A 20,195-nucleotide genomic window follows, 5' to 3' on the forward strand; every position below is an offset into this window, starting at 1 on the left:
ATGCCTATCCTTCCATAAGCTTATTCAATGTATCCCAGTCCGCATTATTTACAGCCTTTTTAATAGCCTTATATTTTTCAGCCTCTTCCTCAGGCATTTCATAATCATCGATTGCAGCAATTACTGACTGAGCGCTGTCATAATCAAAGAGCATGGAAATTTCTTTAAGTGCACCGTAAGCTTCCGCCAGCTTTTCCTTGGTAATAACAGGTTTATCTTCTGCAAAATCCTCCTGTCCCATATAACGCTTAAGAACATAACCCAAGGACTTATGATAACTTAGAAGCTCATCTGTAAAGGAATTAATGACATCCATATTATTTTCATTGCCAGCCTTTTCAAGCTCCTCAGCAATTGTGCCAAGCTCTCCTGCGCCAATGATACGTGACGAGCTCTTCAGGGCATGAACCTTGGTGGTATAGTCAGAAATACGTCCTTCTTCCAAGGCAGATTTAATATCATTTTGCATGTCATCAACTGATTCCATGTAAGATTGAAGAGCATTTCTATAAGAATCATTGCCACCGCAATTTTCCACTCCGGCCCTCACATTTACAAATGGAAGCTTGTCAATCCAATCAGGTAACGGACTTTCACTATACTTTCCCATATCCTCTTCCTCTCTCCTTTGTACTAAATTTTCAGGTAAATATTCTACAATGGTAGACTCCAACAAATCTGCTGCTATCGGCTTTGTGAGATAATTGTCGAAGCCTGCATTCATGTACATTTCCCTGGCCCCCGAAACTGCATTTGCCGTAAGAGCAATTACAGGTGTAGAAATGTTTAACCCTTCTTTATCTGCTTTAATGTGCTCTAAGCATTCTATGCCATCCATCTCTGGCATACGGTGATCTAAGAATATTATATCGTATTTACATTCTTTAATCATTTCAAGGCATTCAAAGCCTGAAGTTGCAGCATCAATATTGACCTGCGTCTGCTTTAAAAGATTCTTAAAAACAGTAAGATTAACCTCTGTATCATCCACCACAAGAACTTTTGCATCTGGAGCAATAAAGGATTCCCTATATGTTGATGCCATAATTTCAGATTTCTTCAGGCTATCTGCGAAGTCTCCAATTGGTTTTTCATCCACAATTCTTTGAATAATATCAAAACTAAATCTAGAACCAACTCCATATTCACTCTGAACATTCAATTTGCTTCCCATCAGGCTAAGCAAATTGGTGGTGATGCTCATTCCAAGGCCAGTTCCTTCAATAGTACGATTGCGCTTTTCATCTGCTCTCTCGAAGGAATTGAAAAGCTTATCCATATCCTCAGGCTTAATACCCATTCCAGTATCTTCAACTGAAACCTCCAGAGTAATATTCCCCTTTGCCCTACAATTATTATCAAGCTGATTTAACACCGCTTCATCAAGCGCTTGCATTTCTTCTATTGAGCAGGATTTCCACTGCACGCTTAGGACAACACCTCCAGTTTCCGTGTACTTTACCGCATTTGTAAGGATATTTGTAATAACCTGTTTCAGGCGAATCTCATCACCATAAAGCAAGTGAGGAATCATCGGGTCAACATTTACAACCAGCCTAAGGCCTTTATCCTCTGCACGTTTCTTAATCATATTTACAAGATCATTAAGCACAGATGAAAGCTCATATTCAACCGGAATAATCTCCATCTTTCCTGCTTCAATTTTAGAAAAATCAAGAATATCATTTACTATTCTGAGAAGATTCGTTCCAGCACGTTTAATATCTGAAGCATATCCTAAAATTTCCTCATCCTTGGCTTCTCTAAGAATCATCTCATCCATTCCAAGGACAGCATTTATAGGTGTTCTGATTTCATGGGACATATTAGACAAGAAGCTTGATTTAGCCTCACTGGAGCGCTTCGCCACCTCCAAATCAGCCTCAATCTGCTGCCTTTCCTCCTGCCTTTGGATAAATGCCTCCATCTCATAAACCGTCTCATGTACTGCTTCATACATTACTCGTATTTCATCATGGGAGTTTACAGCTATGTCATCTATATTGTGACCATAAATAATTTTGTCATCATCCGATGCTGTAGCATAGCTTTGCATAAAATCTGACATTTCACCTAGAGGACCTGCAATATAGCTCTTTGTATAAAAGTTAGCAAAACCTGCCAGTGGAACACCAGCGCAAAGCATCAGCATAATCATTTTCAGGTCAAAGGAAATCATGGCATCATCAATCTGGAAATCAATATTTTCCATCTCATTTGCCATATCAGCCACTTGAACAATTTGACCTTTATCATCATACTTTTGACGTGTTGTAAATAGCTTTTTAATATCTGGAAACAGAACCATCATAAAGATGGCAACGCCAATTCCCAAAACAACCTCTACCAGAATAATAGTTGACGTCAGCTTAATACTAAGTCTGGTCCGTCTAAGTCTTCGCCATACATCCTTTATATCTGGATTTTCCGTGGCATAAACAACGCCCAGAGGAAAGCAGTATTTCCACCTGTCGGGCGCATAATTGAAAAATATAAAAAAGAACAAGCCAGTACCGTAAATAGCTATCAATTCCTTATAAGTATAAAAATTCGACTCAAAGAAATTGGTCATCTTATAATCCATGTTAGCAACAGCACTAAAGCACAGATAATTATTAAAGGTGATAGCCATAAAGGTGATTGTACAGGCAAGGATGGTCTTCCAAAGCTTCTTAAAATATAAATCCTGACTACAGAGGGAGAAGCATAACATAGCTGATAAATAAATAACCAAAGAATAGGCATTTTGCATATTGAAGCAGAGAGCAAAGATAAATCCAATCAGGAATACAGCGAATGCAACCAAATATCCGTATAATCCAGCTAGCAGTAAAATTGGAAACAAATAGAAACCAGCCACAATCTCTGAACCGGATTTAGTAAAATAATCCCCACTATGGGATGTTGAAATATAGCAAATCCCAACACTTAAAAGCAAAAGCACAATGGTGCCTATAATCTTATTCACCGTGTTTCCACTTGTAAAAACCTTCACAGTGTATACCTGGTTATCTGAAGCCATAGCTCTACCCCATGTTCAAAAATGAACCAAACAAAAATAGCATCCCTTCTTACTTTAACATAAGAAAAGATGCTAATATTCGTTATTCTGTGAATAATTCTTTATTTCTTTGTGATATAGCCCTTAGCCTTAAGAAGCTCTGCGCAAAGCACTGCTCCGCCTGCTGCGCCACGAACTGTGTTGTGGCTGAGACCTACGAATTTCCAATCGTAAATGCTATCCTCGCGAAGACGACCAACATTGATTCCCATACCGTTCTCGTAATCTACATCAAGAGCAACCTGAGGTCTGTTATCCTCCTCCATGTAACGGATGAACTGCTTTGGTGCTGAAGGAAGGTTAAGCTCCTGTGGTGCACCAGAGAAATTGTTGATTGCGTCAATAAGCTGCTGCTTTGTAGGCTGTTTCTTGAACTTAACAAATACAGCTGCTGTATGTCCATTGAGGACAGGTACACGAATACACTGGCTTGTAATCTTTACATCATCAGCAGGAACGATAACACCATCCTTGATTTCGCCCCAGATTCTAAGAGGCTCCTTCTCTGACTTTTCTTCCTCACCTGAGATAAATGGAATAATATTGCCCTCCATCTCTGGCCAATCCTTAAATGTCTTGCCTGCTCCTGAGATAGCCTGGTATGTTGTAGCAACTACCTCGTATGGCTCAAACTCCTTCCAAGCTGTAAGAACTGGTGCGTATGACTGAATTGAGCAGTTTGGCTTTACAGCTACGAAACCACGTGTTGTACCAAGTCTCTTCTTCTGGAACTCGATAACCTCCATGTGCTGTGGGTTAATTTCAGGCACTACCATAGGAACGTCTGGTGTCCATCTATGTGCTGAGTTGTTTGAAACTACTGGAGTCTCAGTCTTTGCATAAGCTTCCTCGATGGCTTTGATTTCATCCTTAGACATATCTACAGCTGAGAATACAAAATCAACCTCTGAAGCCACTTCCTCTACCTCATTTACGTTCTTTACGATGATGTCCTTCACTGCTTCTGGCATTGGAGTAGTCATTTTCCATCTTCCGCCGACTGCATCTTCATATCTCTGTCCGGCACTTCTTGGGCTGGCAGCAATTGTAGTAACCTCAAACCAAGGATGGTTCTCTAAAAGAGAAATAAATCTCTGACCAACCATACCAGTTCCACCAAGAATTCCGACTCTTAACTTCTCGCTCATTTCAAACTTTCTCCTTATTTATGTTTTTCTCCGACGGACATTTGTCCGCGCAGACTGCAATTTAGTCGTTATTATAAATAAATTGTCTAAAAATTGCAACCCTAAATTAGGAATTCTTTACATTTTTTTATTTCCTGTAGCATTGCATCATGTCCCGGCGCACCAATGGTAAGTCGTTTGTTCACACAAGTCTCCATTGAAATAGCCTCAAATATGTCTTCTTCAAAAGCTGGTGAAATAGATTTAAGCTCCTCTAAAGACATATCGTCAATAGCAATGCCATTTTCAATACAGTAAAGAACAACCTGACCAATTATTCCATGTGCGTCACGGAAAGGCACTCCATGACAAACTAAGTAATCAGCTGCGTCTGTTGCATTTGTAAAGCCATTCTTTGCAGAATCTGCCATCACATCATTGTTAAACTTCATAGTAGCAAGCATGCCATCAAATAGCACAATACAATCCTGAACTGTCTTCATGGCATCAAAAGCCATCTCCTTATCCTCCTGCATGTCCTTATTGTAGGCAAGAGGAATGCCTTTCATTGTGGTAAGAAGTGACATTAAAGCCCCATAAACTCGTCCTGTCTTTCCACGGACAAGCTCTGCAATATCAGGATTCTTTTTCTGTGGCATGATTGAACTTCCTGTTGAAAACGCATCATCAATCTCCACAAAACGATATTCATTACTGTTCCAGATGATAACCTCCTCCGAAAAACGCGAAAGATGCATCTGGATAGTACAAAGTGCTGATAAAAATTCAATTAAATAATCACGATCTGAAACGCCATCCATTGAATTTGCAGTCGGACCATCAAAACCTAAAAGCTCCGCTGTCATGTCTCTGTCCAATGGATAGGTGGTTCCTGCAAGTGCCCCTGAACCTAAAGGACAATAATTCATTCGAGTTCTGATATCATTCAGACGCAAAACATCACGCTTGAACATTTCAAAATAGGCACCCATATGATGGGCAAGTGTAATTGGCTGCGCCTTCTGAAGGTGGGTGAAGCCTGGCATGATGGTATCAATGTTAGACTCCATAATACCAAGGATTGTGGAAAGCAAATGCTTCAATTCCTCTGCTGTCTTCTCCACCTGGTCGCGGGTGTAAAGACGCATATCAAGAGCCACCTGATCATTACGAGATCTTCCAGTGTGAAGCTTCTTGCCCGCATCACCTATTCTATCGATAAGATTAGCCTCCACAAAGCTGTGGACATCCTCGTACTCAGAGGTTATTTCAAGAGCGCCCGAATTAACATCTGCCTCAATACCATCGAGCCCTTTAAGAATCTCATCGCGCTCAGCTTCTGTAATAACTCCCACAGCAGCAAGCATTTTTACATGAGCACGACTGCCACGTACATCCTGCTCGAAAAGCTTCTTGTCGAAATTGATTGAAGCATTGAAATCATAAACCATCTGATCGGTAGATTTTGTAAATCTACCTCCCCACAACTGTGCCATAACTAATCCTCCTGTTTTGCATTCTGTATTTGTGCCTGTCTATCTCTATATGAATAAACACAACCGCAATAGTCCTGTCTATACATCTGAAATTCCCTGGATAGTTCCGTAGAACGCTTATAGCCCTCCTTCTTTTTGAAATCGGAAGGAAGCCATTCCACACCCGTCTCCTGCCCTATCCGAAGCCCAATTTCATTGAGCACCTGGGAATCTTTCATTGGGGATATTGTAAGCGTTGTTGTAAAAAAGTCAAACCCTTTTTCTTTTGCCACTTCAGCTGTTCTCCTCAAACGAAGGTCGTAGCACTTGTGACACCTGGCCCCTTTTTCAGGTTCATTTTCAAGGCCGCGCGCCATTGCATAGAACCTGTCAGTGTCATAATCTCCTTCAATAAAAGCCACAGGATGCTTTGTAGGAAATTCATTTATAAATCTCTGCTGTTCCTTGACGCGATGATAGTACTCCTCGTCAGGATAGATATTGGGATTGTAATAGAAAACAGTGATATTAAAAAACTGGGAAAGATACTCTATACAATAGCTACTGCAAGGTCCGCAGCAGCTATGTAGCAATAAAGAAGGCACGCGGCCTTCTTTTTCGAATTCATTGATTAATTTGTCTAATTCCTTTTGATAATTTACTTTGTTCATTATTTGCTAGACCAGATAAATAAAAATACTACTGCAAATGCATAGATAAATGCCATGAGCACCATGAAAGGCACCTGCGAAGCCATGATACCACAGACAATCTGTGCAATGAAAACAAGTCCGTGAATCCATACAGGAATTCTGCTAAGGCAGGCAGCCAATGCAGCCTCGAGAATCACCATAATGCAGGCAATTACAACATTTATCTTAAAAGCTAAAACAGAAACTAATATTGCCACTACCGCAAAAATACCAAGGACAATCAAACTAATTAAAGGAAGATTTTCCTTTGTAAAGAATGATTTAAAATCAAAAGTTGGTAATGATTTTTTCTTATTATTTTCCATGTTTTTTCCACCCTCTGTCAGTCATTTAAATACAAGTGTCATTATAATAAAAAAAAGTCTTTTTCTCAACAATTTAATTGATTTTTAGAGGTGATTATATTACACTAAATAACGCATTAAATTTCAAAATTAAAGGAAGCTCGTGCATTGAATATTTGCCTTTGGCCAAGCACAAGCCGGTTAACTTTTTTCCATCACTCCGTTCGGAAAAACAGTTAAATATGCTCCGATAGCTCAGTTGGTAGAGCACCTCACTCGTAATGAGGGGGTCGTCAGTTCGAGTCTGATTCGGAGCTTTTTTTCTAAGCAAAAGGAGGAAAATATATTGGAATTTATTCAGTTTGATCATGTATCAAAAAGCTACGACAAGCAGCTTGTCCTTGATGAATTGGATCTTTATATCAAGGAAAATACTTTCGTCACTCTGTTAGGACCTTCTGGTTGCGGCAAAACCACAACACTTCGTCTTTTAGGCGGTTTCGAAAAGCCTGACTCTGGTAAAATCTTTCTTAACGGTAACGACATCACTGCTCTACCAGCAAACTTAAGACCTATCAATACGGTCTTTCAGAAGTATGCTCTTTTCCCACATATGACTATCGAAGAAAATATTGCCTTTGGTCTTAACATTCAGAAGAAATCAAAGGATTACATAAAGGACAAGGTTAAATATGCCCTAAAGCTTGTTAACCTTGATGGTTTTGAAAAGCGCTCTATCGACTCACTGTCTGGTGGTCAGCAACAGCGCATCGCTATTGCCCGCGCCATCGTAAATGAGCCAAAGGTTCTTCTTTTGGACGAACCACTTGGCGCTTTGGATCTAAAGCTTCGCCAGAACATGCAGTACGAGCTTATGAAAATCAAGCAGGAGCTTGGCATTACCTTCCTTTACGTTACACACGACCAGGAAGAGGCTCTTACCATGTCTGATACCATTGTGGTTATGAACCAGGGCTACATCCAGCAGATTGGTACCCCTGAGGATATTTACAACGAGCCTGAAAATGCTTTCGTTGCCGACTTCATTGGTGAAAGCAATATTATAGAAGGAATCATGATTAAGGATGAGCTTGTTTCATTCCTTGGTGTTCAGGTTCCTTGCGTTGATAAGGGCTTCGGTACCATGAAGCCTGTGGATGTTGTTATTCGTCCAGAGGATGTAGAGCTTGGAGCTCCTGGAAAGGGCTTCATGGATGGAGTCATCACCGATTGCCTCTTCAAAGGTGTTCACTATGAGCTTGATGTTCAGTGCGGACAGTACGAATGGCTTGTCCACACAACAAAATACTTCGAAATTGGCCAGCACGTTTCCCTAAACGTAATTCCATTCAACATTCAGATTATGAACAAGCCTGAGTCAGAGGATGAGGAGGTAATGAAGGAAGATGATTAATAAATTTCGAACCAGCTTTCTTGCAGCACCTTACGCAGTCTGGGTTCTGATTTGCACAATTCTTCCTCTGCTTTATATTTTAGGTTACGCCCTGACAAATGATGCTGGAAGCTTCACAATTTCAAACCTTACAGCCATCGCTGAACCAGTTCATCTGAAATCTCTTTGGCTCTCAATCAAGGTTGCATTTGTCACAACTATTATCTGCCTGATAATAGCTTATCCTGTTGCGTTGATTTTGCACAATCTGAAAATCACCAACAAAGGATTTATTGTATTTCTGTTTATTCTTCCTATGTGGATGAATTTTATGCTTCGTATTCTTGCATGGCAGATTATTCTTTCCAACAACGGAATCCTAAACAGCATTCTTTCAGCAATTGGTCTTCCAACCATCCACATCCTTTATACAAAGGCTGCAGTTACACTTGGAATGGTCTACGACTTTTTGCCTTACATGATTTTGCCAATTTACAATGCCCTTTCAAAGATTAACGACCAAATAGTTGAAGCGGCAGCAGATCTTGGTGCAAATTGGCTCACAACCTTTACAAAAATTACCATTCCACTTTCAAAGGATGGAATTATTTCAGGAATCATTATGGTATTCGTTCCTGCACTTTCATCTTTCGTTGTTTCAAACCTCTTGGGTGGTGGAAAGGTTCTTCTTATTGGAAATGTTATCGAGCAGGAATTTACTCTTGCCCGCAACTGGAATCTTGGTTCCGGTCTTTCAATCATCCTTATGATTTTTGTGCTTGTTTCAATGTCAATTATGAATAAGGTTGATGATTCTGAGAATGGAGGTATGCTTGTATGACAAAGATTAAAAAAGGCACCTCATACTTCTATCTCGGACTTGTATTCCTGTTTTTGTATGCGCCAATTCTTGTGCTCATTGTTTTGTCATTTAACGATTCAATGTCACGTACAGTTTGGGGAGGCTTCACCTTCAAATGGTATTTAAACCTCACATCAAACGATAATATTATGAATGCTCTTGGTACCACTATCAGAATCACTCTTGCTTCTTCAATCCTTGCCACAGTGCTTGGAACTTCAGCGGCAATCGGCATTCATTACATGAAGAAAAGACACGCAGCAATTATGCTTGGTGCCACCAACATTCCACTGTTAAATGCAGATATCGTTACTGGTATATCACTTATGCTTTTGTTCACACGATTCACTCCTCTTGGAGAGTTTTCCGTTGTGCTTGCTCATATAGCATTTTCAGTGCCTTATGTAATCTTCAACGTATTGCCAAGACTTCAGTCACTTTCAGAGGCTTGCTTTGAGGCGGCAATGGATTTAGGTGCGACACCAACCTACGCCTTTTTCAAGGTTGTCTGGCCAGAGATTTTCCCTGGTGTACTTTCAGGATTTCTCATGGCACTTACCATGTCCCTTGATGATTTCACAATCACATACTTTACAAAGGGTGCTGGTGTAAACACACTTTCAACTATGCTTTACACACAGCTTAGAAAGGGTATTCAACCTGAGCTTTACGCGCTCTCTACTATCCTCTTCCTGCTTGCTTTTGTGCTTTTACTAGTAATTAACTTTAAAGGAAAAGGACGTGATAATAGAAAGGAGGCAGTGGCTAAATAATGAAAAAGAAATTACTTTGCTTCCTTAGCATTATCGTATTTGCAATAACACCTGTTCTTGGTTTTACAGGCTGCGGTTCTGATGCCGAAGCCAAAGATACACTTGTAGTTTTAAACTATGGTAAATATATCGAAGCCGATGTTCTCAAGCGTTTTCAGGAAGAGACTGGAATCACTGTTAAATATGAGGAATATGAGCAGGTTGAAGACATGTATGCCAAGTACAAGGCTGGCTCAATCAACTACGATGTGATTTGCACCTCAGACTACATGATTGAGACCTTGCGTCAGGAAGGTGAGCTCATCCCTATCGACTACAACTCTCTTCCAAACTACAAAAACATTGATGAATCAATTATCGAAGCCTCAAAGGCTTTCGATCCAAATCACAAATATACCGTGCCATATTTCTACGGTACAGTTGGTATCCTGTACAACACCAAAATGGTGGACGAAGAAACTGTTTCCTCATGGGACTGTCTTTGGAATCCAGACTACAAGAACCGCATCGTTATGATTAACTCACAGCGTGATGCAATAATGGTTGCTCTCGAAAAGCTTGGTTACGACATTAACACGACTGACAAAAAGGAGCTTGAGGATGCCTACAATCTTCTCTGTGAAGAGAAAAAATACGTTTATGCTTATCTTCAGGACGAAACCTATGAGTGCATGATTTCCGAAGATGCAGCAATGGCTGTCTGCTACTCCGGTGAAGCTGCCATGGGTATGGAATACAATGAAGACTTATCCTACACTGTTCCAAGGGAAGGCGGTAACCTCTGGATTGATTCCTGGTTTGTACCACGCACCTGCAAGCATTACGATGCAGCTATGAAGTGGATAGACTTCATGTGTGAGGAGCAGGCTGCAACTGAAAACTTTGAGTATGTATGGTATGCTACCCCAAATACAAAGGTTGCGCAGCATGAGGACGAAGAAACTCTCGCTGATGAAACAGTATTTCCAACCAAAGAAACCCTGGCTCGATGCAAATTATATGATGCCTACGACAACGAAACTTTGGATTATACCACAAATTTGTGGAAGAAATTGAAGGCATACTAAAACGTATATAAAAAAGCTGGTAGACATCAAGCTCTTAGGTCTCTCAGTGAGACATTTAGTCGAACGAAGAGACCTAAGGCTTGTAGTCGTAACCAGCTTTTTTCTTATGCTATCCCAAGTTCTCCTGAAACACGATTATAAAAGTACAGATTGTCAGATAGTACATCGCTCGGGCGAAGCTCGTTGCGATTCACATAGTGAATCATTTCCTTAAGTTCGGTTGTATCATACTCTACATCCTCTATGGCCTGCAAAATGATTAGCTCATGAATTGAGCATGGAATAATATACAAATTAGACTTAACCTTGGCAGCCATAGCCTGTAGCATATGCTTGTAAAGAATTACTGACGCTCCATGGCAGGCATTATTATTCGTTGCTACATAGATTGGTGTGTTAATATCTTCCAGCTCAGCCATTTGTGCCAGCTCTTCATCCTTCAAGTAATCAGCTATTGTAGAAAAGATTCCACGAACTCTCAAGCCCAAGAGCCTTGGTGTGTTTTCCATTGCAGCCTCCATCAGGAAATTCACATCTACCTTCCACTCATTAATATTGCGATTAGTAATCATAATGCTTATATTTCCATCATCAACGTGAATTTCAGGAATATAGTAATAGAACACAATCGCAAGATCCATGTAATCAATATAAGGAACATCCTTAAGCTTTTCTTCATGCGCGTCACGATTAATCAACTTAAAAACAATGTGGTCCTTAACAGCTTCAATATTCAATTTGTCTAATGTCATATAGCCTCCGCTACGACATAAATCATGTGGGAAAAAATAAGAAAACAAAAACGAAAGTCCGCATGAAAATCATGCGGACTTAAATATATCAAGAATTATTATAAAAATCAATAGTAAATTATTACGACCTTTTATAACTAATTGCCATTTCCTTCATTTCCTTGGCATTAGTCATGACTGCTTCTGTGATTGCACTACCTCCAAGCATGCGGGCGAGCTCTGTAACAACCTCTTCATCGTAAAGCTTCTTAATACCAGAAACTGTGTGGCCACTTTCCACATTCTTTTCAATGAGGAAGTGTGTATCTGCCATTGCAGCAATCTGAGGCAAATGAGTGATACAGATTACCTGATGTGATGCCGCAACTGTGGCAAGCTTCTCTGAAACAGCCTGGGCCGTGCGTCCAGAAATACCAGCATCAATTTCATCGAAAATAAGTGTATCAATTCCACCACCAGAAGCAAGCACTGTCTTGATAGCAAGCATTATACGACTCATCTCACCACCTGAAGCAATGTCCTTCAGCGGACGAAGTGGCTCACCAGGGTTAGTACAGATTACAAATTGACCATCATCGAATCCATTATCAGTGTAGTGATCCATTCGCTTAAGCTCTACCTCAAACTCACAGTTTAAGAAGTTCAGGTCACTCATAGCTGCCTGCATCTTTGCTGAAAGCTCCTTGGCACACTTGTGTCTGATTTCAGAAAGCTTTGAAGAAAGCTCATCAAGCTCCTTTGTTGCAGCTTCTACCTTTGCCTTAAGTTCAGCTAAATATTCATCAAAGCGCTCAAACTTTTCCTTCTTCTCCTGGCGTTCTCTAAGCTCTTCAAGAATTATTTCAATTGACTGTCCATATTTATCCTTGAGACGATTAATCTCGTTAAGACGAACCTCCACCTCATTAAAACGACCTGCATCAAATGACGTATCAGACATATAGCTTGAAAGCTCACGATTGAAATCAGAAATAATACTATCCGCATCATTCAGCATTGAAAGAAACTCAGCAGCCCTCTCATCAATTGACTCAATATGACGCAAATCAGAAATCGCTGAGCTTAATGCATCAGATGCGCCACCATCGCCAGTCATAGCCTCATGTGCTCTCTGGAAATATTCCATGGTCTTGCTGAAATTAGAAAGACGTCTGTACTCTTCTTCCAGCTCCTCATCCTCACCTGGTTTCAGATTGGCTGACTCAATTTCATTTATCTCATGGTCCAAAAGAACTATTTCTCGTTCTTTAGAAATATCACTCTTTTTAGCGTCCTCAAGTTCCTGCATAAGAGCCTTGTAATTCCGATAGGCAATGGAAACCTTTTCCTTTAAATCACCTATTTCCTTCTTTGAAAACTCATCAAGAAACTCCATATGCTTGTGAGTATTAAGCAAAGACTGGTGCTCCTTCTGTCCATAGATATCAAGAAGGATATCGCCAACCTCTTTCATCTTGGCTGCTGGAACCTGTTCACCGTTGATTTTTCCAACGCTACGACTCTCAGTGATTTTACGACTCATTATGACTTCATCATCATAAGGCTCAACGTCTAATTCTCTAAGGGCCTGCTTGGTCTTCTCGTCATTTACAAGATATACCGCCTCAACCAAAGCCTCAGAATCCGAATCTCTCAAAAAATCCTTGGATGCCTTATCACCTAAGCTAAGATGTAGGGCGCCAAGGATAATTGACTTACCTGCTCCTGTTTCTCCAGACAGGATATTAAGCCCCTTTGAGAAGATAATCTCCTCCTCATCAATAAGGGCCAAGTTTTTAACGTGCAAACTAGCTAGCATATTATTCTCCTTTAATTAAATGCGAAGCCACCAATATACAAAGCAGGAATTGCACTTTCCCACCTTAAACACTTTCAATAATCTTTTTAAGCTTCCCCATTAAAAGTATTGTGTCATCAATTGAACGAATGGCACACATAACAGTGTCATCACCAGCGATAGAGCCCACTATCTCTGGAAAATCCATTTGATCCAAAGCTGCCGCCACAGCCATAGCCATACCAGAAACAGTCTTGATGACTAACATATTCTGCGCATTATCCATGGAAACAAAACCATCAAGAAAAATGCGAATATATTTCTCGTTCATATCTTCCTCTGTAGTCCTATAGGACACATAACGAAGCTTTCCTGTACCATCAGCCACCTTAGTAAGCTTCATTTCACGAATATCACGAGAAACTGTGGCCTGAGTAGCGACGAAACCAGCCTCCTCAAGGCGGGCTGTCAGCTCCTCCTGTGTACCGATTTCATTTTTAACTATTAATTCTAAAATTTTTGACTGTCTTTCTAATTTCATCTAAATCTCCTGCATTCTAGCTCTGATGCGTTCCAAGAAATTTACATTTTCAAGCATAACCATATGTGAGGTAACCTCTGAACGGTAAATGTGAAGGCTCTCGCCCTTTCTAAGAGTCTGCCTTAAAATGCCATCGTATACAATGTTTGCCTGTGGATCATCCTCCTCGTGGCGAGCCTCTATAGTAACCTCCACCTCGTCGGTAGATGATAAAATAATACTTCGTGAGTTAAGGGTGTGTGGATTGATAGGTGTCAATATAATACAATCTGCATGAGGACTAACAATTGGTCCATTTGCAGAAAGATTATAGGCTGTTGACCCAGTCGGTGTTGAAACAATCAATCCGTCACAATTATGGGAATATAGCCGGATGCCATTAACCTTTACAGTAAGGTTTAAAACATATAAACCCGCAGCAACCGGTGCAACCACAATATCATTTAAAGCTCTGAAATTGCTGGTCAAATCATTGGAGCACTCGCCCTCAAGCATCATGCGTTTATCCAGCTTATAATTGTCGCAAAGAAGCTGATCCAAGCAATGTTTAATATTATCAACTGTCATATCACATAGATAACCAAGATGACCGCAATTCAAACCTACGATTGGAACATTGCGATTGGTGATATTTTGGGCAACTCTGACTACAGTGCCATCGCCACCAACAGTGATTATACACTCTATTGCATCATCAACATCAATAGCATTCTCCGAGGTATCAGAAACTGTATCCAAATCAAGAATGCACATACCGCCATGATCCTTGATGTAATCACGAACGATATTAATGTATTTCTCATGTAAATCGCTAAAAGACCTTGCAACAATTAAAAAGTTTTTCATTATTTGTCTAAGCTACCATGAGCCGCTGCCACAACAGCAGCAACATCAATTGCTTCCCCCTTTTTCTCTGCATTGGAAATGTGAATGAGATATTCAATATTTCCCTCAGGCCCCTTTATTGGAGAAAACTCCAAGTGGAGCACGTAAAAACCAATTTCTTCAACAAAGCTGATGATATTATTAATAACTTCCTCATGAACGGCTGGGTCACGGACAACGCCCTTCTTTCCAACCTTCTCACGACCTGCCTCAAACTGTGGCTTAATAAGACAAACCATCTCAGCATCTTCCTTGAGAAGTGCCTTTGCAGGTCCTAAAACCTTTGTAAGACTGATAAACGATACATCAACAGATGCAAAATCAAGCTGTTCGCCGATATCCTCAAGTGTCACATAGCGAATGTTTGTCTTCTCCATGCAGACAACCCTTGGGTCCTGACGAAGCTTCCATGCAAACTGACCATAGCCAACATCTACCGAAAATACCTTGGTAGCACCATTTTGGAGCATACAATCAGTAAAGCCTCCAGTGGAAGCGCCGATATCCATACACACCTTTCCATCAAGGGTGATGTCAAAGTGGGTCATAGCCTTTTCAAGCTTAAGACCACCACGGCTCACATACTTAAGCTGCTGACCGTGAATTTCAATATCAGCATCAACATCTATTTTGGTACCGGCCTTGTCCTCGCGATTTCCCTTAACAAAAACATTGCCTTCCATAATCATGGTCTTTGCTTTTTCACGGGAAGGGGCAAAGCCTCTATCTACTAATACAACATCAAGTCTTTCTTTCATTCTAATTTCCTAAACTCTCTAAAATGCGTTCTGCAACTGTAGGTGCGTCCATCTTAAGCTCCTTGAAAAGAAGTGTTACGCTGCCGTGCTGAACAAACTCATCAGGGACTGCAATATTAAGAACCTTGCCTTTGTAACCCTGCTCATAAAGATATGACTGAACTTGCTGACCAAAGCCGCCTGTTTTAACGTTTTCCTCCATGGTGACAATCAAATCATACTGGCTCTTAATCCTATCTAAATACTCTGTGTCAAAAGGCTTTGCAAATCGGGCATTGCAGATACCTGCGTCTATTCCCTTTTCCTTGAGAAGCTCTTCAACCTCCTCAGCCTTCTTGACCATAGAGCCAAGTGCAAAGAGCATCACCTTTGAACCAGGCTTAATCTCCTCTGCCTTTCCAAGCTGTATTGGAGCCCTGTGCTCCTTGAGGCCACAATAAGCCTCACCTCTTGGATAACGAATTGCAATTGGACCATTAAATTCTCCAACAGCAAACTTCATCATATCTGAAAGCTCCCATTTATTCTTTGGAGCCATCACTGTCATATTTGGCATAGCCGTCAGGAAGGAAACATCAAACACACCCTGATGTGTGCTTCCATCTGCGCCAACAAGACCCGCTCTGTCGATTGCAAAAACTACGTGAAGATTCTGGAGACAAACATCCTCTAGAATCTGGTCGTAGGCTCTCTGAAGGAATGATGAATATACAGCAAATACTGGTGTCCTTCCTCCAAGAGCTAGTCCCGCAGCAAAAGTAACTGCATGCTCTTCTGCAATTCCAACATCAAAGAAACGTTCTGGGAACATATTTCTAAAACGCTTGAGACCAGCACCCTCAGCCATTGCCGCTGTAATAGCAACCACCTCAGGATTTCTGTCTCCCATCTTTCGCATAACAGTAGAGAAAACATCTGTATATCCTGGGTTACTGCTTCTCTTTGGAAGACCAGTCTCTATTTCAAAAATATCTGTACCGTGAAATCTGGATGGATGACGCTCAGCTGGCTCGTATCCATTACCCTTTTTGGTAATTACGTGAACAAGAACTGGCCCCTTGATTCGAACAGCCATCTCGAAGGTCTCTACCATAGCCTTGATATTGTGACCATCAACTGGACCAAGATACATGATACCCAAATCCTCAAAAACCATATTTGGAACCATTAGTGACTTGATACCATTTTTGGTGCTTCGAATCTTTCTGATAATATTTTCACCATTTGGCCAGCTTTCCAGTGAACTCATCACGCTGTTCTTCAATCCAACATATTTTGAGCTGGTACGAAGACGCTCAAGATTTGTAGACATACCACCAACATTCTTTGAAATCGACATTTCGTTATCATTAAGAATGATAAGCATGTTGGATTTATTCAAACGTGACGCATTATTAAGAGCCTCGTAGGCAAGACCACCTGTAAGGGCACCGTCACCAATAACTGCGCATACCTTATAATCCTCTCCTGCCAAATCACGTGCCATACAATAGCCAAGTGCTGCAGAAAGGGATGTAGAACTGTGACCTGTATCAAAACTATCACAATCACTTTCCTTACGCTTTGGAAAACCACTGATACCGCCATACTGTCTCAAATTGTCGAACTCCGCTGCTCTTCCGGTAAGAATCTTGTGAGTGTAGGCCTGATGACCAACATCCCATACAAGCTTGTCCTTTGGAAAATCAAGCAACAGATGAAGAGCCATTGTAAGCTCCACCGTACCAAGATTAGAGGCAAGATGACCACCAGTCTTTGAAAGATGATCAATCAAAAACTCTCTAATCTCTCCAGGAAGCACTGATAGCTCCTGGTCAGTGAGTTTCTTTATATCGTTTGGTTGCTTTATCTTATCAAGAACCATATCTATCTTAATTGTCTCTGTAGACAAGGTATTTCAGAAGCTCTACCAAGAATTCGTTGTGTGCTGGTAAGCTTTCTAATTCCTTAACTGCCTCATCTGTGAGACGCTTTACCTCTTCTTTTGATTTTTCTATACCTGCAAATGTAACGTAAGTACATTTCTCATTTTTCTCATCAGAGCCGATTGGCTTTCCAAGCTTAGCCTCATCGCCCTCCACATCGAGAATGTCATCCTGAATTTGAAATGCCATTCCAATTTTACCAGCGATTTCTTCGATAGTCTGAACCTGCTCCTCTGTAGCACCAGCAATAACTGCACCTATCATCATGGAAGCCTCTATCAAAGCTCCTGTCTTAAGCTCGTAGATAAAATGAAGCATCTCCTCTGTCATTTCAAGCTGCTTCTTCTCTGCTTCTACGTCAACAACTTGACCGCCGATCATGCCGAAAACGCCAGCCTTACGGGCTAGAATTCTCATAGCCTCTGTAACTCTTGTCACATCCACATTGGCATCGTAAGCATTAAGTGCTGTCTCGTAAGCGTAATTCAAAAGTGCATCTCCTGTAAGTACGCCCATTGCCTCGCCGTAAGCCACATGAACTGTTGGCTTTCCTCGACGTAAGCTGTCATTATCCATAGCTGGAAGATCGTCGTGAATCAACGAATATGTGTGAATCATTTCGATAGCTGCCATGAATGGCTCAATCACATCTCCTTCTCCGCCAAAAAGCTGGAAGGTCTCATTCATGAGAATTGGACGGAGCCTCTTGCCACCTGCTGTTACGCCATACTCCATTGCATCAAAAACAATGCCCTGGTAGCCCTCCACATCAGGTAAAAATCTACAAACAACGTCCTCTGCGGCCTCGGCACGCAGACTAAGTTCATTTTTAAGATCCATGCTATTCATCCTCTTCAAAAACTTCTAGTGTGCCATCCTTGCTGATTGCAAGAACAGCCTTTTTTGTCTGCTCGATCTTAGCATTGGCATGCTGTAATTCCTCCATGCCAGCCTTATATAAAGTAAATGATTCATCCAGTGAAATATCTGAAGACTCAAGCTTTGAAATTATTTCCTCTAATGTTTCAAAGCTCTGCTCGATTGTAGACTCATTCACTTCAGTTGAATCTGTATTTGTCTTTGCCATGTATTTCTCCAAATTAAATTATAGTGATGAAATATCGGTAATGTCGCCTTTAATTTGTCCGTCCTTAATGCGAACAGAAAAACTGTCACCAACTGAAAGCTGCTCAATACTATCCACACGCCTGCCAGTAGAATCTGTCACATAACCAAAACCTGAAGCCAGCTTCTTTGCAGGTGAAAGGCCATCCAATCTTCCGGAGATTGCAACCAGTCTGTTCTCATATCGTTCCAGCTTCAAATCCATAAGGTGCTGTAGTCTAAAGGATAAATTCTTCAGCTGCTCCTCATGAGCCTTGATTCGATTATCAGGGCGAAGTAGCTTCAAGCGCTCCTTTAAACTATTCAGACGCTCCTGATAGCTTTCAAGCTTGTAGTCAAAGGAACGATTAATCCTGTCAGAATAACGTTCCAGCTGATTTGCAAAGTCCTGATATACAAAGTTCGCAAGCTCTGCAGCCTGCGAAGGAGTTGCCGCACGTCTGTCTGCGACAAAATCAGCGATTGTAAAATCCGTCTCGTGACCAACAGCGGAAATAATAGGTGTGTTTGCATGAAATATTGCCTTAGCAACAGCCTCCTCATTAAAGGCCCACAAATCCTCGATGGAACCGCCACCACGGCCAACAATAATCACATCCAGGCCCATGGCATCCAGACAATTAATTCCAGATATGATAGAAGGTGCTGCACCCTCACCCTGAACCTGAGCAGGATAAAGGATAACCTGAACGAAAGGATTTCGCGTTTTGGAAACACGGATGATGTCATGAACGGCTGCACCAGTAGGCGCTGTAACCACACCGATTTTCATTGCATGGGTCGGAAGTGGCTTCTTGTACATCGGATCAAACATACCCGATTCCTCAAGCTCTGCCTTCAGTGCCTCAAAACGCTGGTATAAATCACCAACTCCCGCCAATTCTATCTCGTTTGCATATACTTGATAGGTTCCGTAGGGCTTGTAAATTCCAACATAACCTGTGACTACAACCTGGTCGCCATCCTTCATCTGAAATTTCAGCCCCTTTGCTCGCTTTCCCGCAAACATGACGCAGGAAATAGCTGCCTTATCATCCTTCAGTGTGAAATAGATGTGCCCTGTGTGATTATACTTGCAATTGCTCACCTCTCCTGAAAGCGAAAGATTGCCAAGCATAAAATCATCAGCAAACATTCTCTCAATATATGTGTTTACCTGAGAAACGCTGTATATGTTTTTATTCATTATAGTTTTACTAATTTAGCTAAAGCACCGTTTACAAAGCCTGCAGAACTGTCTGTACCAAACTCATCTGCAAGTGAAACTGCCTCATTGATAGCAACACCAACAGGGATGTTCTCATACTTGATTTCGTAAAGGGCAAGTCTGATAAGAGTAAGGTCAACCTTCGCCATACGAGTGGTCTTCCAGCCCTCGACAGATTTATTAATGAGCGCATCAATCTCCTCAAGCTTTGAAAGTATATCCTCAGACTTTGTCTTGATATATTCCTCATCCTCTGGAGTCTTGTTATTTTTAGCAAGATCCTCTGCCTCGGCATTGTCTCTGCCTTCAAGGAATGTGTCGATTACACCGTTAATTTCCTCGGTGTCATGAAACTCATTCATGAAAACCGCCTTGAATACTTCTTTTCTGACTTCATGTCTATTCATAAATAATACTCCTGAAAAATCTTGTGTTTAGAATAATAGAGGGATGCCATCTGTTGATAGCAC

19 protein-coding genes and 1 tRNA gene are annotated in these 20,195 nt (G+C 41.1%); 5 read left to right on the forward strand and 15 right to left on the reverse strand.

Annotated elements, in window-relative coordinates; genetic code table 11:
* Window positions 1-4: 4 nt before the first annotated feature.
* The 5 genes from FXF36_RS13235 to FXF36_RS13255 form a co-directional block, all read right to left on the reverse strand.
* Window positions 5-3,022, reverse strand: a complete 3,018-nt coding sequence (locus FXF36_RS13235) for a response regulator (protein WP_151624842.1) — start codon at window positions 3,020-3,022, stop codon at window positions 5-7.
* A 101-nt stretch (window positions 3,023-3,123) separates the two neighbouring features.
* Entirely contained in the window at window positions 3,124-4,209 is a 1,086-nt protein-coding gene (asd, locus tag FXF36_RS13240) for an aspartate-semialdehyde dehydrogenase (protein WP_151624844.1), read from the reverse strand.
* 101 nt (window positions 4,210-4,310) lie between these two features.
* A complete protein-coding gene (argH, locus tag FXF36_RS13245; RefSeq protein WP_151624846.1) occupies window positions 4,311-5,684 on the reverse strand; it encodes an argininosuccinate lyase in 1,374 nt (457 codons plus the stop codon).
* 2 nt (window positions 5,685-5,686) lie between these two features.
* On the reverse strand, window positions 5,687-6,334 hold the full coding sequence (locus FXF36_RS13250; protein WP_151624848.1) for an epoxyqueuosine reductase QueH: 648 nt from the start codon (window positions 6,332-6,334) through the stop codon (window positions 5,687-5,689).
* The gene (locus FXF36_RS13255; protein WP_151624850.1) at window positions 6,334-6,681 is read right to left on the reverse strand and encodes a hypothetical protein; all 348 of its coding nucleotides are present in this window, start codon (window positions 6,679-6,681) and stop codon (window positions 6,334-6,336) included. The genes FXF36_RS13250 and FXF36_RS13255 overlap by 1 nt, the downstream gene beginning before the upstream one ends.
* Before the next feature lie 223 nt (window positions 6,682-6,904).
* Between FXF36_RS13255 and FXF36_RS13260 the strand changes: the two genes are divergently transcribed.
* The 5 genes from FXF36_RS13260 (at window position 6,905) to FXF36_RS13280 (ending at window position 10,755) form a co-directional block, all read left to right on the forward strand.
* A tRNA-Thr gene (locus FXF36_RS13260) sits at window positions 6,905-6,977 on the forward strand.
* Window positions 6,978-7,006: 29 nt separating this feature from the next.
* On the forward strand, window positions 7,007-8,074 hold the full coding sequence (locus FXF36_RS13265; protein ID WP_167511387.1) for an ABC transporter ATP-binding protein: 1,068 nt from the start codon (window positions 7,007-7,009) through the stop codon (window positions 8,072-8,074).
* A complete protein-coding gene (locus FXF36_RS13270) occupies window positions 8,067-8,894 on the forward strand; it encodes an ABC transporter permease (RefSeq protein ID WP_151624854.1) in 828 nt (275 codons plus the stop codon). Before FXF36_RS13265 ends, FXF36_RS13270 begins: the two co-directional genes overlap by 8 nt.
* Window positions 8,891-9,688 (forward strand): ABC transporter permease, encoded by a 798-nt coding sequence (locus FXF36_RS13275; protein ID WP_151624856.1) that lies wholly within the window; start codon window positions 8,891-8,893, stop codon window positions 9,686-9,688. Before FXF36_RS13270 ends, FXF36_RS13275 begins: the two co-directional genes overlap by 4 nt.
* Complete coding sequence (locus tag FXF36_RS13280) at window positions 9,688-10,755, forward strand: ABC transporter substrate-binding protein (RefSeq protein ID WP_151624858.1); 1,068 nt, start codon at window positions 9,688-9,690, stop codon at window positions 10,753-10,755. The genes FXF36_RS13275 and FXF36_RS13280 overlap by 1 nt, the downstream gene beginning before the upstream one ends.
* Before the next feature lie 104 nt (window positions 10,756-10,859).
* Here FXF36_RS13280 and FXF36_RS13285 read toward each other — a convergent pair whose 3' ends face one another.
* The 10 genes from FXF36_RS13285 to nusB form a co-directional block, all read right to left on the reverse strand.
* Window positions 10,860-11,507, reverse strand: a complete 648-nt coding sequence (locus FXF36_RS13285) for a DUF5688 family protein (protein ID WP_151624860.1) — start codon at window positions 11,505-11,507, stop codon at window positions 10,860-10,862.
* A gap of 121 nt (window positions 11,508-11,628) precedes the next feature.
* Window positions 11,629-13,305 carry a DNA repair protein RecN gene (gene recN, locus FXF36_RS13290; protein ID WP_151624861.1) on the reverse strand — a complete coding sequence of 559 codons (1,677 nt, stop codon included), beginning with the start codon at window positions 13,303-13,305 and terminating at the stop codon, window positions 11,629-11,631.
* Window positions 13,306-13,369: 64 nt separating this feature from the next.
* Window positions 13,370-13,825 (reverse strand): arginine repressor, encoded by a 456-nt coding sequence (gene argR / locus FXF36_RS13295; protein WP_151624863.1) that lies wholly within the window; start codon window positions 13,823-13,825, stop codon window positions 13,370-13,372.
* Window positions 13,826-14,671, reverse strand: coding sequence for an NAD(+)/NADH kinase (locus tag FXF36_RS13300; protein WP_151624865.1), 846 nt, complete (start codon window positions 14,669-14,671; stop codon window positions 13,826-13,828).
* Window positions 14,671-15,468 carry a TlyA family RNA methyltransferase gene (locus FXF36_RS13305; RefSeq protein ID WP_151624867.1) on the reverse strand — a complete coding sequence of 266 codons (798 nt, stop codon included), beginning with the start codon at window positions 15,466-15,468 and terminating at the stop codon, window positions 14,671-14,673. The genes FXF36_RS13300 and FXF36_RS13305 overlap by 1 nt, the downstream gene beginning before the upstream one ends.
* Window position 15,469: 1 nt before the next feature.
* Window positions 15,470-17,332, reverse strand: a complete 1,863-nt coding sequence (gene dxs, locus FXF36_RS13310; protein WP_151625805.1) for a 1-deoxy-D-xylulose-5-phosphate synthase — start codon at window positions 17,330-17,332, stop codon at window positions 15,470-15,472.
* Window positions 17,333-17,339: 7 nt separating this feature from the next.
* Window positions 17,340-18,233 carry a polyprenyl synthetase family protein gene (locus FXF36_RS13315; protein WP_151624869.1) on the reverse strand — a complete coding sequence of 298 codons (894 nt, stop codon included), beginning with the start codon at window positions 18,231-18,233 and terminating at the stop codon, window positions 17,340-17,342.
* A 1-nt stretch (window position 18,234) separates the two neighbouring features.
* A complete protein-coding gene (gene xseB, locus FXF36_RS13320; RefSeq protein WP_151624871.1) occupies window positions 18,235-18,480 on the reverse strand; it encodes an exodeoxyribonuclease VII small subunit in 246 nt (81 codons plus the stop codon).
* Between the two features lie 18 nt (window positions 18,481-18,498).
* A complete protein-coding gene (gene xseA, locus FXF36_RS13325) occupies window positions 18,499-19,704 on the reverse strand; it encodes an exodeoxyribonuclease VII large subunit (protein ID WP_151624873.1) in 1,206 nt (401 codons plus the stop codon).
* On the reverse strand, window positions 19,704-20,132 hold the full coding sequence (nusB, locus tag FXF36_RS13330; RefSeq protein WP_151624875.1) for a transcription antitermination factor NusB: 429 nt from the start codon (window positions 20,130-20,132) through the stop codon (window positions 19,704-19,706). Before nusB ends, xseA begins: the two co-directional genes overlap by 1 nt.
* Between the last annotated feature and the right edge of the window lie 63 nt (window positions 20,133-20,195).

This window comes from Pseudobutyrivibrio xylanivorans (assembly GCF_008935055.1).
GTDB lineage: Bacteria > Bacillota > Clostridia > Lachnospirales > Lachnospiraceae > Pseudobutyrivibrio > Pseudobutyrivibrio xylanivorans_A.

What these genes read in the sequence shown, in the direction of transcription:
- xseA (WP_151624873.1), bottom strand. Translation starts at nt 19,704, where the DNA reads ATGAATAAAAACATATACAGCGTTTCTCAGGTAAACACATATATTGAG.
- FXF36_RS13255 (WP_151624850.1), bottom strand. Translation starts at nt 6,681, where the DNA reads ATGGAAAATAATAAGAAAAAATCATTACCAACTTTTGATTTTAAATCA.
- argH (WP_151624846.1), bottom strand. Translation starts at nt 5,684, where the DNA reads ATGGCACAGTTGTGGGGAGGTAGATTTACAAAATCTACCGATCAGATG.
- FXF36_RS13275 (WP_151624856.1), top strand. Translation starts at nt 8,891, where the DNA reads ATGACAAAGATTAAAAAAGGCACCTCATACTTCTATCTCGGACTTGTA.
- recN (WP_151624861.1), bottom strand. Translation starts at nt 13,305, where the DNA reads ATGCTAGCTAGTTTGCACGTTAAAAACTTGGCCCTTATTGATGAGGAG.
- xseB (WP_151624871.1), bottom strand. Translation starts at nt 18,480, where the DNA reads ATGGCAAAGACAAATACAGATTCAACTGAAGTGAATGAGTCTACAATC.
- FXF36_RS13280 (WP_151624858.1), top strand. Translation starts at nt 9,688, where the DNA reads ATGAAAAAGAAATTACTTTGCTTCCTTAGCATTATCGTATTTGCAATA.
- FXF36_RS13315 (WP_151624869.1), bottom strand. Translation starts at nt 18,233, where the DNA reads ATGGATCTTAAAAATGAACTTAGTCTGCGTGCCGAGGCCGCAGAGGAC.
- dxs (WP_151625805.1), bottom strand. Translation starts at nt 17,332, where the DNA reads ATGGTTCTTGATAAGATAAAGCAACCAAACGATATAAAGAAACTCACT.
- FXF36_RS13285 (WP_151624860.1), bottom strand. Translation starts at nt 11,507, where the DNA reads ATGACATTAGACAAATTGAATATTGAAGCTGTTAAGGACCACATTGTT.
- FXF36_RS13250 (WP_151624848.1), bottom strand. Translation starts at nt 6,334, where the DNA reads ATGAACAAAGTAAATTATCAAAAGGAATTAGACAAATTAATCAATGAA.
- FXF36_RS13235 (WP_151624842.1), bottom strand. Translation starts at nt 3,022, where the DNA reads ATGGCTTCAGATAACCAGGTATACACTGTGAAGGTTTTTACAAGTGGA.
- asd (WP_151624844.1), bottom strand. Translation starts at nt 4,209, where the DNA reads ATGAGCGAGAAGTTAAGAGTCGGAATTCTTGGTGGAACTGGTATGGTT.
- FXF36_RS13300 (WP_151624865.1), bottom strand. Translation starts at nt 14,671, where the DNA reads ATGAAAAACTTTTTAATTGTTGCAAGGTCTTTTAGCGATTTACATGAG.
- FXF36_RS13305 (WP_151624867.1), bottom strand. Translation starts at nt 15,468, where the DNA reads ATGAAAGAAAGACTTGATGTTGTATTAGTAGATAGAGGCTTTGCCCCT.
- FXF36_RS13270 (WP_151624854.1), top strand. Translation starts at nt 8,067, where the DNA reads ATGATTAATAAATTTCGAACCAGCTTTCTTGCAGCACCTTACGCAGTC.
- argR (WP_151624863.1), bottom strand. Translation starts at nt 13,825, where the DNA reads ATGAAATTAGAAAGACAGTCAAAAATTTTAGAATTAATAGTTAAAAAT.
- nusB (WP_151624875.1), bottom strand. Translation starts at nt 20,132, where the DNA reads ATGAATAGACATGAAGTCAGAAAAGAAGTATTCAAGGCGGTTTTCATG.